The sequence below is a fragment of the Mangrovimonas sp. DI 80 genome (assembly GCF_001975575.1).
Lineage (GTDB): Bacteria > Bacteroidota > Bacteroidia > Flavobacteriales > Flavobacteriaceae > Mangrovimonas_A > Mangrovimonas_A xylaniphaga.
Window position 1 is genome coordinate 753,149 of record NZ_MSDT01000002.1, and the last position, 12,932, is coordinate 766,080.

Consider the following 12,932-nt stretch of genomic DNA (forward strand, 5'->3'; position numbering starts at 1 on the left):
GTTAACCTACAAATATAGGACTATTTAGTTAATCCCTGTCCATACAAGGCATCCGCAATTTTCCTATCATTGGACAATCTTGGAATTTTATTCTGGCCTCCTAACTTCCCAATGGATTTCATATATTCAGTAAATCCGTTCTTTTTTACAGCGGTTATCTTAAGAGGCCTCAATACTTTACCCTCAATTAAATCAAAATAATAGGTGTTTTGCTGCTGAAGGGATGCATCTATTTTGGCTTCCAAAGAGGTTATATCCTCTGGAATAGTTTCGAATTCAATAAACCATTCATGATAAGGCAATCCATTTTCTGGATTAATTTGAGGTGCAACCGTGAATTCTGAAATTTCAAAAGAAGTTCCTTCCATTCCCTCTTTCAGCGCCTGCTCCACTTCCTTACCAATAACATGCTCTCCAAAGGCCGAAATAAAGTGCTTAATCCTTCCCGAAACAATAACGCGATAAGGCCTTAAAGAGGTAAACATTACTGTATCTCCCACATTATAGGCCCAAAGTCCCGCATTCGTAGACACAATCATCACATAATTTACGCCCAATTCCACATCGGCAATGCTGATACGTTCTGGATTGTCATTAAAAAAATCATCCACTTTAATGAATTCATAAAATATTCCTGAATTCAATTGGAGTAACATCCCTTTTTCCTTCTGGCTATCCTGAAAAGCAAAAAAGCCTTCGCTGGCAGGGAACAGTTCTATACTGTCCACCTTTCTACCTATTAAATTTTCAAACTTTGCTCTGTAAGGTTCATAGTTGACGCCACCATAAATAAAGAGCTCAAAGTTTTTGAATACATCTCCAACCTTTTTTCCTGTCTTTTCCTGAATCTTCTCAAAATACATCTGTACCCAAGAAGGAATCCCTGAAATGACCGTCATATTTTCAGGAAGCGTTTCTTCCACAATAGCATTGACCTTAGTTTCCCAATCGTCTATACAATTGGTTTCCCATGAAGGCATGCGGTTTTTTTGCAAATATTTTGGCACATAGTGGGCTACAATCCCAGACAATCTTCCCAACTGAATACCGTTTTGTTCCTTAAGAATTGGGCTACCCTGTAAAAAAATCATCTTGCCATCCACAAATTTGGCATTTCCCGTCTCAGCAATATACATGAGGATAGCGTTTCTTGCCGCATCGATATGACTTGGCATACTTTCCTTTGTTAATGGAATATATTTTGCTCCCGAAGTGGTCCCTGAAGTTTTAGCAAAATAGAGCGGCTTTCCTTTCCAAAGTACATTTTCTTCTCCCGCAACTACTCTATCTACATAACTTTTTAAGGCTTCATAATCCCGAATAGGCACTCTTTTCTTAAAGTCTTCATAAGAATTGATACTGACAAAATCATGGTCTTTCCCAAATTGTGTCCCAGCAGCTTCAGAAATCAATTCATTGAACACCTTTTGTTGTGTTTCTATAGGTTTTTTAGCCCATTTCAACACAGATTTTTTGACTCTTTTTGCGAATGGTTTGGCTAAGGCAGATTTTATTGAAAGCATTAGTTAAAATCGATAAAGTTAGTTGGGTTCACCGGATACCCTCTGTTCCATAATTCAAAATGCAAATGGGGTCCAGTGGAATATTCTCCCATATTTCCGGCCATAGCAATCACTTCTCCCCCTTTCACCAAATCTCCTTGTTCTTTGGTAATCGCACCGTTGTGTTTATAAACCGAAATCAATTCATGGCTGTGTTCCAAAACGACCACATAACCCGTTTCGGCAGTCCATTCAGCAAAAATTACGGTGCCATCTGCAGCGGCTTTTACTGGAGTATCTTTAGCTACTACTATATCGACAGCATAATGCTTTTTCTCCACATCATAACCATCTGAAATTGTTCCGCTCACGGGAGGAAACAGCACAAAATTGGTAGCCGAAATAGCCGACTCAAACAAATTGTATTTGTCTTCCTTCGCTACTTTTTCCCTTAAGAGGGAATCCTCTTTACTCGGCACCAATCTTTCGGTGTTCACTTCATTTTGTACCGCATTGATAATAGAATCCTTATTAAGTTCTTCGGTTTTCACATCTCCTGTCAAGACCTTTTTGATAGAGCTATAATAGCGCTCGTTCATGGTAATAACCTGTTGCAAAGAATCGGTTTTATAATGAAGCTCTGTAGCCTCTTTCTTTAGGGCTGCTGAAGAATATCCTGGAATAAATTCCCTTAGGGACGTAAAGGCAATCAATAAAGTCGTCGCTGCTATTAACAAAATTGAGGAAATAGCCACAATCACAAACACATTCAAACGTGTTAGCTTGATAGCAAAACGCTCTTCAAAAGTATCCTCGTTTAATATGACCAAACGGTACTTGTGCAGTAGCTTTTTGGTGAATTTCTTTTCTTTCTTTTTCGTAGTCATTATGACACAAAATTAAATAAAATAAGTGCAAGTCTTTTTGCTTAATCTTAAAGTTTAGTTTAAAACGTACAATTTGAAGTTTAATTATTAAATTTGCAGTTCTAAATATTATGTTATGAGTTTACTTATGTTACCATTAGTTGTTGGATGGCCACAAATAGTTTTAATTGCGGTGGTAGTTTTATTAATTTTTGGTGGTAAAAAGATTCCTGAGTTAATGAGAGGTTTAGGAAGTGGGATTAAGGAATTTAAAGATGCCAGCAAAGAGGACGAGGATAAAACAACCTAAGTTATTCTTAGTGATAATTTAATCTTATTATAATACAAAAAAAGCCAACTTCTTCAAGTTGGCTTTTTTTGTAAGCTGTAGTTTCTTTTCTATTGAATTTTGGCTGACCTGATGATCGCCTCCAATTCAAACATATAATCTCTCTTATCTACCGACGGTGCAAAAGCATACCCTTCAATAATTACGTATCTATTTTTAGCCTTATCCTCGATAGCGTAGTTGATAAATGGACCTGCCATAAAATCATTTTTAACCTCCCAAATCCCTTTGGTTTCAATCGTCGGTTTCTTGTCTATTTGAGATTCAAAAACAAAAGGTGCATATTTATTTTCAGTACTCATGTAAGAGCCCTCCAAACGTCCTTCAATGTGGGTTTTCCCAACCGAATCACGCATTTTCACTACATCCATTGCCAAACTATCGCCTGGTCTTAAAGTACTTAATGGCACTGCATAAACCATTAAATCCATAGTTCCGGTAGTGATGTCCTTACGAATCCAGAAGAAACCATCTTCATCCTTAGCCATTCTATACACAGATGGCAACTTTAAAGACACCCCCAATTCTTCCTTAAGTCTTGTATCGTCAAACAACGACAAATTAATACGTCGTTGCTTTTCCTTAATTTCCTCATCCTTTAAAGCTTTGACAATTTCTTCGGAATGGGATTGCAATTGCTCAATAATTTCATCATTGGTTGTGCCAGTAACATAAACCACCGTTTGAGGCTTTGCAAACACATCATGACCTACTTTTATACCAGCTTCTTTCCCCTTTTCAACCTTAACAATAATCCTGCTTTTGGTAGTAAACCCAGAAAACACCTGAGTTGGCAATTGATTGATTGTAAACAAGGGTTCATCAATGGCAAGCCCTGGAACCGGTGCCGCCAAAACATCACGCATAGCTTCACCAACTTTATCTTCCCAAAGAAGATTGTCTACAACAACGGTAAGATGATTAAGATTTCCTGATGATGCTGGTACTAAACGTTGGTTTTTTGAAGCGTCCTTACACCCAAAAAACAGGGTGGCAAAAACAGCTACAATGGCTAAGTGTTTCATTTATTATTTTTTAGTTTTAGTTAGATACAATAAGCTTCATGCCTACTTTTAATTGTGTACCACTAATACCGTTCCAATCTTTAATATTTTGGACAGAAATTCCAGGAAATTTTTGGGAAATGCCCCAAAGTGTATCTCCTTGCTGCACCAAATACGTTTGTTTTCCTTCAACCTCAACGGTTTTCACAGCACTTTTTGTTTTGGCCGGCGGATCTGTAAACACAGGTTTCCTCGGGTAGATACTCAAGCGTTGGCCTATTCTAAGATCGTTGCTTCGCAAACCATTCCATTGTTTGATTTGACTTACCCTAACGCCATACTTTCTAGCAATTTTCCCAAGATAATCGCCACTCCTAACCCTATAGGTAATCTTTACATCCGACTCAAAAAACTGAGGCAATGGTTTTTCTCGCTTGTCAAACTCAGTCTGAGCATAAGCATAAATGTCGTTTTCATTGGCCACAAACCTGCCCACTGCGTGCATTGGCAGTCTTAAGGTATAGTTTTCATCCTTAATATATGGAATGATATCCAATTTATAAGAAGGGTTTAAAAACTGTAGCTCCTCTATAGGCAAATCCAAAACTTCAGACACCTGATCCAAGGTAATCATTTGTTTCACGTGGATCGTATCGGTTTCAATATAGTGAAATTCTGGCTTGATTCTGTTGAAACCATGTTCTTCCGCATATTCAAAAATATACATGGTAGCGAAAAAGGCAGGAACATAACCCGCTGTTTCACGTGGAAGAAACGGTCTGATGTTCCAATAGTTCTGATATCCACCCGAACGTCGAATCGCCTTGCTCACGTTTCCAGGACCCGAATTATAGGCCGCTAAAGCCAAATCCCAGTCACCAAAAATCTCGTATAATTTAGCAAGATATTTACTGGCAGCTTCAGTAGATTTAATAGGATCGCTACGTTCGTCTACATAACTGCTTACATTAAGCCCGTACATTTTTCCGGTACCAAACATAAACTGCCATAATCCCGTTGCGCCTACTCTAGATTTAGCCTTCGGCTTTAAAGCAGATTCCACAATGGCCAAGTACTTCATCTCCAAAGGCAAATTGTAACTGTCTAAAGTCGTCTCAAAAAGAGGGAAATAATACTCGCTCAAAGACATCAGTCTATCTAAAGACTCTCGTCTGTTTTTTAAATACGACTTGATGACATTCTCCAGAGAAGGATTGTACTCAATATTGAAAGGTGTTCTAGCATTAAGCTCCTTTAAACGCGCCTTTAAGGTATCTGTAGGCAACTCAGGATATTCAACATCCTCATAAGTCAGCTCTGTGACCGACTTATAAATAGTATCGTATAATGAATTACTGTACAACTCGTCCAGCCATTTCTGGTCTATATCGGCAGCTTGTTTATGGTCTTCATAAACCATAAGAGCGGTAGAATCAGCCACAGGGGTGATTGCTTTAATTTCAGCGCTTTTTCCATCAATCAAGGAATCGACCTGTTTTGGGACAACGGTCTCAACCTTGACAGAATCTTCTTTAATATGCGTTTCCTGCTTTTTATTTTCTTGAGCGAAAGAAACTCCACAACATAACAAAGCGCCTACAACTAAGGTAATAGGTTTGTTCATTTGTAAAAATTATCTGTACTATCAACGATAGATGGCGCTAAAATCGTATTTTTTTGAAACATATAAAAGACGAAGCACTTCTTTTAACAGAAATATAGGCTTTTAAACGACTGGTTTTGTATGGATTACTCCAAAACTGCAGCAATTCCAGGTAGCGTTTTTCCTTCCAAACTTTCCAACATAGCACCACCACCTGTACTCACGTAGCTCACTTTGTCTTCAAACCCAAATTGTTTCACGGCCGCTACAGAATCACCTCCCCCAACAAGAGAAAACGCACCCTTTTTCGTTGCTTCAGCTATAGAGTTTCCTAAAGCAATGGTTCCCTTTGAGAAGTTTTCCATTTCAAACACTCCCAATGGACCGTTCCAAAGAATGGTTTTGCACTGCATTACCACATCGTGGAAATTGGCCAACGATTTTGGACCCGCGTCCAAACCTTGCCATCCGTCAGGGATTTTGGTAACGTCTACAATTTGAGTAGCGGCGTCGTTGCTAAAACTATCGGCTGCAACTACATCAACAGGAATATGTACTTGTACATTTTTGGCTTTGGCATTCTTCAAGATTTCAAGGGCCATATCCAATTTATCATCTTCACAGATAGACTCTCCAATAGAACCACCTTGTGCTTTGATAAAGGTAAAGGTCATTCCCCCACCGATGATCAAGTGGTCTACCTTGTCCAAAATGTTTTCAATAATTGTAATTTTTGAAGATACTTTAGCACCTCCCAATACAGCCAATACAGGTTTTTCACCTGTTTTCATCACTTTTTCGATGCTTTCAATTTCTTCAGCCAACAGGTATCCAAAACATTTATGCTCTGGGAAAAATTGTGCCACAATGGTAGTAGAAGCATGGGCACGATGAGCTGTACCAAATGCATCGTTCACATAAATATCTCCCAATTTTGAGAGTCCTTCAGCAAAGGCTACATCACCCGCAGTTTCTTCCGAGTGGAATCTTAAGTTTTCCAACAACAACACTTCACCTGGTTGTAGTGCTTTGGCCGCTGCTTCAGCTTCAGCTCCCACACAATTGGCTACAAATTTCACTTCAACGCCAATAACCTCAGAAACCTTATCTACAATATGACGTAATGAAAACGTATCGTCAACGCCTTTTGGCCTTCCTAAGTGCGACATCAACACACAGCTTCCTCCATCTTCCAAAATTTTGATAATGGTTGGCTTTGCAGACACAATTCTGGTATCGTCCGTTACCTCAAATTGCTCATTTAAAGGCACGTTGAAATCTACTCTAATTAAGGCTTTTTTATCTTTAAAATTGAAGTCGTTAATCGTTTTCATAATGTGATGTTTTTTAGTGTAACACAAAAGTAATTAAATAAACAATGCCATAAAATGCGTTTTCCAACCGAAATCGTTATAGGTTGAAAAATATTTTATCTTCTTGGATTATAAAGTCCTCCTCTTCTTTATAAGAGAAATTTACATAGTTTTGCCGTATGTTATTTTCAGATATTTTAGGACAGGAACATTTAAAGAGCCATCTCACACAAAGTGTGGACAATGGCCGTATTGCACATGCACAATTATTCATTGGACCGGAAGGCTGCGGCACCTTGCCCATGGCCATTGCCTATGCGCAGTATATTTTATGCAAAAACCAAAATTCTGAAAACGAGGGAGGCAACGAGGCTTGTAATTTGAAGTTTAAAAACCTCTCCCACCCCGATTTGCACTTTGCCTTTCCGGTAGCTACCAATGATAAGGTGAAAAGTCACCCAGTGTCCTCGCATTTCTTGGAAGAATGGCGTCAATTAGTAGCCGAGCAACCTTATGGAAACCTGTTTGATTGGTACAAACTTTTGGGAATTGACAACAAGCAGGGACAGATTGGTGTGGACGAAGCACAAGATATTGTAAAAGCGCTTTCCCTAAAATCATACGAAGGAGGTTACAAGGTTATGTTGATTTGGATGGCAGATAAGATGAATACCGCCGCCGCCAACAAACTACTGAAATTGATTGAAGAGCCGCCCAGCAAAACCATTTTCATCCTAATTGCTGAAGACGAGGAACAGATTATCAATACCATCAAATCGCGTTGTCAAATTTTGCACTTTCCGCCTTTGGCCGAAGAAGTAATCAAACAGGCCTTGATGAAGCAGTACGATCTCAACGAAGGAGAAGCCACCAAAATTGCACATCAAGCCAACGGCAACTACAATAAAGCCTGCGATATTGTATATCAAGATTCTGAAGATTTACAATTTGAAGAATGGTTTGTATTTTGGATACGATCGGCATTTAAAGCCAAAGGCAACAAAGGTGCTATCTTGGATTTGATAACATGGAGTGAGGATATTGCCAAAACAGGGAGGGAAACCCAAAAGCAGTTTTTACATTTCTGCATCGACTTTTTCAGACAGGCGCTTCTAATGAATTACGGCGCTGATGATTTGGTATATATGGAACCCAAAACCCAGAATTTCAAGCTTGAAAAGTTTGCCCCCTTTGTGCACAATGCCAACATCTTGGAGATTAGCGAAGAGTTGCAGGATGCCATTTACCACATTGAGCGCAACGGAAATTCAAAGATCATCCTCACGGATTTATCCATTAAACTCACACGCTTGCTTCACAAAAAATAAGTAAACTTTTCAAGCCTTCAGTTTATTCAAACGTATAGGACGCTTTTACAAATTCTGTCACCCTGAAATATCCAAATGGATAGTTGTCTGGATTGGTTTGGTTGACACAATTTCCGCGTAATTGCGCAGCATTGGAACTAAAAGGATCACCACCAGAGTAATATTGTTCAATCAACAAACGAACATAATTGTAGTAGCGTTCTGAAATTCCATAAAGGCTAACTTCAACCGTATCCCCAGGTTCAAAAGCTTCCTCGTTGTTATCTTCATCATCCTGCTTTTCCCAGAAATCGTGGACTTCATTTCCATTGATAAATTCATCCGACAAATCTGCCAACAATGGGAACAGATCCCCTTCTTCATAATACCTGAAAAAATAATAATTCTCTTCATCTGCAGGATCATTGAAATACACGTTAAGTTCCAATAATTCGTCATCAAAACCTCCTTCAACAGACTGCGTCACATTGGAAATATCTGTAACAGGCATCAAGGTTTCACTACCCAAATAAGTTTGGTTATTATAAACTACTTCCAAAGTATACGAATCATTTAAAACAGGAACAAAATTGGACGTTGTGTAGGTTCCGTCATTTTGGTCCTCAAACAAAAATTCTTCTCCTGAATTTGTATTGGTCACTTTCACCGAAGCTCCAGATACACCACTATCCGAAGTAACATCAAAATACGGTGTGGACATGCTTAGTTTTATAAGCTGCTCATTGCCTATAGTCCCCTTCTCCCAATCCAAGGATGCTTCAATTACCAACCTAGGCGTCGCTGTTGTAACTTCAACATCAATAACATCTTCACAAGACATGAAGATTCCAAAAATAGCCAGTAGAATTATGTATATATTGATTTTCATATTTTTAGAATTTAAAGTTATACGTTACCGAAGGAATGATTCCGAAAATAGACAATCTAGTGGCTTCATTGAGTCCAGACACCTTACTTTGGCCAAACGAAATAGAGGCCGCATTTCGCCTATTATAGACGTTATAGACACCAAATACCCATTCGCCCTTTAAACGTCTCTCAGGATGTTTATTTGGTTTGTAAACGGCCGATATATCCAAACGATGATATTGCGGCAATCGATCCCTATTTCTATTGGAATAACTCGCTATAGAAAGACCTTCGTATTCATACTGTCCATTTGGATACGTTACGGGACGTCCTGTTTGAAACACAAAATTGGAACTGAAACTCCATTTCTCATTCAGTTGATAAGCACCAGTAACAGATACATCGTGCGTTCTATCATAAGGTGTATTATACCAATTACCACTATTAATTCCAGGCCCTGCGGCCTTTCCTCCTAGCGTACGTTGTTCCGATTTTGAAAGTGTATAAGCCACCCAACCGGTGAATTTACCCTTGGTTTTTCTCAATAACACCTCCATACCATAAGCTCGCGCTTCACCATTTAGGATTTCGGTTTCAATGTTGTTATTCCCAATCAAATCTGAGCCATCGATATAATCGATTCGGTTTTTAATGGTTTTATAGTAGGTTTCCAACTCCAAGGCATACCCTTTCTCCGAAAAATTTCTGTAATATCCCACAGCATATTGTGTGGAACGCTGCGGTTTAATGTATTGACCACTAGGCGTCCAAACATCCAAAGGTGTCACAGAAGCAGTGTTCGATAACAGATGTAAATATTGGGTAGACTTGGTAAAACTGGCTTTTAAAGAAGAAGCACTGTTGAGCTCATAAGAAAGCCCCAGCCTAGGTTCCAAACCATTATAATCCTTAATACTTTCACCCTTACTATAATAGATTTCATCCAAAGCTTCTCCCCTTTCGTAAATTTCCAATTCATCATTGTAAATCACAGGTTGATCATTCACATAGGTAGTCATGGCCTGTCCCCCAAGACGCATGAATTGGCTAAATCGCAAGCCATATTGAGCAGTGAATTTTTTACTAATTTGATGTTCCGCACTTATATAGGCCGCCCCTTCAAAAGCACGTTTGTCGTCCAATTTTAAATAGTTGATTGGAGACTCGCTTGATGTTGGACTAACCTCTCCGGGATTTAATAAATAAGAAATTCCACTAACCCCAAAATCCAAATCAAGCTTATCATTCAAGTAATACTTTAAATCATATTTTAGGTTATAATTGGCAATATCTGCAATCCAATCCAACTCGATAAAATCCAGCACAATTTGATAATCATATTTACTATAAATCATAGATAAATTAGAAAACAAACGATCCGTAAATACATGATTCCAACGCAAGTTTCCAGAAACATTACCGTAGCCATTTTCAATGATTTTGTTCAAGTTGAACACATCTCTCCCAAAATATCCAGAGAGATAAATCTTGTTATTACTATTAATCTCATAATTAGCCTTCAGGTTGAGATCATAAAAGGAAATCTTATCATCCTTAAAGTCCTCGACTGCCTTAAGAAACAGATGCGCATAAGAGGTTCTACCAGCAATCAAGAAAGACCCTTTATCCTTAAAAATGGGAGATTCAGCAGTTAATCTACTAGAAATCAAACCAATACCTCCTGTTAAATTGAAATTTTTACGGTTTCCTTCCTTTTGGCGTACATCTAAAACGGAAGATACACGGCCACCAAATTTCGCAGGAATATCTCCCTTGTAAAGTTTGATATCCTTTATGGCATCACTATTAAACACAGAGAAAAAACCGAAAAAATGCGAGGTATTATAAATAATTGCCTCATCCAAAAGCACCAGATTCTGGTCTGCCGCACCACCACGCACATTAAACCCTGAAGAACCTTCGCCATTATTGGTAACCCCAGGCAGCATTTGAATGGATTTTACAACATCTACCTCTCCCAAAACGGCAGGCATTTGCTTAATGGTGGCCGCATTAAGTTTAGCCACACTCATTTCAGGCTTTTTAATATTGATTTGTTCCGATTCTTCGGCCGTAATTACAACCTCATCTAGAGCAGTTGCGGATTCACTCAATTCAAAATTGATAGTTTGATCCTTATCCAAACTAATTTGTTTGGTTTGGGTTTCGTAGCCCATATAGGAAATGATTAAAGTGTAATTTCCTCCAATAGCCGTCAAGGAATAAAAACCATATTCGTTGGTAACAGATCCATTATCCGTTCCCTGCAAAAATGCCGTGGCACCCATTAAGGTTTCCCCATTGGAAGCATCAGTTATAGTTCCTCTAATCGTGAATTTATCTTGGGCAAAACCGGAAAAACTTAAAAGAAAGTAAGCAATACATAAGAAATGCTTCATGCAGTAATGATTTAGTTATATTGATTGATGAAAATAATTTGGAAAGGTTAAACAGTAGTCAAACAAAAAGCCAGTTACTTTAACTGGCCTATATGATATGTAAAAACTATTCTTTTGCTTTGTAAGCTTCATTGAGAGCTTCTGTAATGGTTTCGGTAAGATCATTATCCTCTTTTCCATATAGAACACTTGCAGCAACCTCGCTAGTACCTAGTATATAAGTATAATCGTTCTTTTTGCCGTATTCTTTTACAAATTCTTTAACTTCAACAATTACAGAATCAATTTCCGTTTGAAACTCCTGAGTCATTTGCTCCTGCTCCATTTTAATTTGTTGGATCAATTGCTGTTCTTTCATCCCCAATTCCTGAGACAATTTTTGAACATCATTATCCGACATCCCTCTTGCCTTGTCTTGAGCCGATTTATATTCCAATTGATATTTGGCAATCAAACTATCTCTCAACTTTTGAAATTCTAAATCCTTTAACTTAAATTTTTCTTCGACATCAATTTTAGCTTGATAATCATTAATTACTTTCCCGTTATCCACGAAAGCAATTTTTTGTTGGTTTTGACATGACAACAATCCAAGTCCCAAACCAAAAAGCAACGCAATTTTTTTCATTTTATGTATCCAATTAAATTTTTCGTAAAAGTATCAACTTAGCAGATTATTATTCAAAATAACCTTCTATAAAATAATCTTATAACAATTAGAGTCTACCATTAAAAATCCCTATCAAAAACAACGCATTTTAAAGCGATTTAAGCCACTTTTAAAAAAAGGGAAGGTAATCCAACAATACAGCCCCGAAAATCCAATTTCAGAACCTTATTTAAGGTTTTACTTGTTTTTCAACACATAAATTAGAGAAGAATACTCTCCGGAGCCCTTCGCCTTAAGATTCGACTGAAATCCCACCCAAAACGCTTTAAAAAAATTCATCTTGCCATTTTTGTATTTTTCTGAAAGCAGACTCACATAAAACGCATCAAATGGCATTGGCAAAATATTTTTCACAACCATATCCTGTTCCAAAAACAATTTTGAAATAGCGGTTTTAGAAAAATGCCACAAATGCCTTGGCACATCATAAGCGGCCCAATGCGATTTATAATAATTGGCATCGTAACTCTTAAAATTGGGAACAGCAATAATCAAAGTACCGTTTGGACGTAACAAACGCTTCAATTGTTCTATTTCCTTTTTCAAATCTGGTAAATGTTCCAAAACATGCCATAACGTAATTACATCAAAACTTTGATCCTTTAACGTCGGCAATTTTGAAACATCAAAAACATTGTCCTTTGTTTTTCTATTAGCGATTCCCCTGGCCTCTTCATTTGGCTCAATCCCGCAAACATTCCAATTAGCATCTTGAGCCACTTTTAAAAAATCTCCAGTTCCACAACCAATATCCAAAAGTGATTTGGATTCCTTACTTACGGAATTAATCAGTTTTAATTTTCTCTGAAGTGAAATATTGCGTACAACATGATACGCCTTTTCAAACACATTACGTTTTGCATCGGTGTGTGAAATATAATCTTCGCTTTTATAATATTCAGGAAGACGTTCTAAAGAAGGTTTTGGAGTTGTCTCCAATAAATCCAATTCTGGATGACGGACCAAAACAAATTCTTCACCCGATACGGAATGATCCTTAACCTTTAAAAAATTATCTGTTTTTGCCATAAAAAAATATTCCTGCAAAA

11 protein-coding genes are annotated in these 12,932 nt (G+C 37.9%); 2 read left to right on the forward strand and 9 right to left on the reverse strand.

The features are described 5' to 3' along the window. Positions 1-20: 20 nt before the first annotated feature. Positions 21-1,523: a GH3 auxin-responsive promoter family protein gene (locus BKM32_RS03980; RefSeq protein ID WP_076662627.1), complete on the reverse strand. Its 1,503-nt coding sequence runs from the start codon at positions 1,521-1,523 to the stop codon at positions 21-23. Beyond that, positions 1,523-2,389, reverse strand: a complete 867-nt coding sequence (locus BKM32_RS03985; RefSeq protein WP_053976527.1) for a M23 family metallopeptidase — start codon at positions 2,387-2,389, stop codon at positions 1,523-1,525. The genes BKM32_RS03980 and BKM32_RS03985 overlap by 1 nt, the downstream gene beginning before the upstream one ends. A 115-nt stretch (positions 2,390-2,504) precedes the next feature. On the opposite strand from BKM32_RS03985, the gene BKM32_RS03990 reads away from it, so the two are divergent. Continuing rightward, complete coding sequence (locus BKM32_RS03990) at positions 2,505-2,678, forward strand: twin-arginine translocase TatA/TatE family subunit (RefSeq protein ID WP_053976528.1); 174 nt, start codon at positions 2,505-2,507, stop codon at positions 2,676-2,678. 89 nt (positions 2,679-2,767) lie between these two features. Here the strand turns inward: BKM32_RS03990 and BKM32_RS03995 are convergent, their stop codons facing one another. The 3 genes from BKM32_RS03995 to pgk all read right to left on the reverse strand — a co-directional run bounded on the left by BKM32_RS03995 (position 2,768) and on the right by pgk (position 6,658). After that, positions 2,768-3,742: a DUF4837 family protein gene (locus tag BKM32_RS03995; protein WP_076662628.1), complete on the reverse strand. Its 975-nt coding sequence runs from the start codon at positions 3,740-3,742 to the stop codon at positions 2,768-2,770. Between the two features lie 16 nt (positions 3,743-3,758). Next, positions 3,759-5,345 (reverse strand): lytic transglycosylase domain-containing protein, encoded by a 1,587-nt coding sequence (locus tag BKM32_RS04000; protein WP_076662629.1) that lies wholly within the window; start codon positions 5,343-5,345, stop codon positions 3,759-3,761. Positions 5,346-5,470: 125 nt separating this feature from the next. After that, positions 5,471-6,658: a phosphoglycerate kinase gene (gene pgk / locus BKM32_RS04005; protein ID WP_076662630.1), complete on the reverse strand. Its 1,188-nt coding sequence runs from the start codon at positions 6,656-6,658 to the stop codon at positions 5,471-5,473. A 158-nt stretch (positions 6,659-6,816) separates the two neighbouring features. Between pgk and BKM32_RS04010 the strand changes: the two genes are divergently transcribed. Then, positions 6,817-7,965, forward strand: a complete 1,149-nt coding sequence (locus BKM32_RS04010; protein WP_076662631.1) for an ATP-binding protein — start codon at positions 6,817-6,819, stop codon at positions 7,963-7,965. 22 nt (positions 7,966-7,987) lie between these two features. Here the strand turns inward: BKM32_RS04010 and BKM32_RS04015 are convergent, their stop codons facing one another. The 4 genes from BKM32_RS04015 to BKM32_RS04030 form a co-directional block, all read right to left on the reverse strand. Further along, positions 7,988-8,833, reverse strand: a complete 846-nt coding sequence (locus tag BKM32_RS04015; RefSeq protein ID WP_076662632.1) for a DUF4249 domain-containing protein — start codon at positions 8,831-8,833, stop codon at positions 7,988-7,990. Positions 8,834-8,837: 4 nt separating this feature from the next. Beyond that, the gene (locus tag BKM32_RS04020; protein ID WP_076662633.1) at positions 8,838-11,213 is read right to left on the reverse strand and encodes a TonB-dependent receptor; all 2,376 of its coding nucleotides are present in this window, start codon (positions 11,211-11,213) and stop codon (positions 8,838-8,840) included. Positions 11,214-11,319: 106 nt separating this feature from the next. After that, positions 11,320-11,841, reverse strand: a complete 522-nt coding sequence (locus tag BKM32_RS04025) for an OmpH family outer membrane protein (protein ID WP_053976535.1) — start codon at positions 11,839-11,841, stop codon at positions 11,320-11,322. Positions 11,842-12,060: 219 nt separating this feature from the next. Then, positions 12,061-12,912, reverse strand: a complete 852-nt coding sequence (locus BKM32_RS04030; RefSeq protein WP_076662634.1) for a bifunctional 2-polyprenyl-6-hydroxyphenol methylase/3-demethylubiquinol 3-O-methyltransferase UbiG — start codon at positions 12,910-12,912, stop codon at positions 12,061-12,063. Positions 12,913-12,932 lie beyond the last annotated feature (20 nt).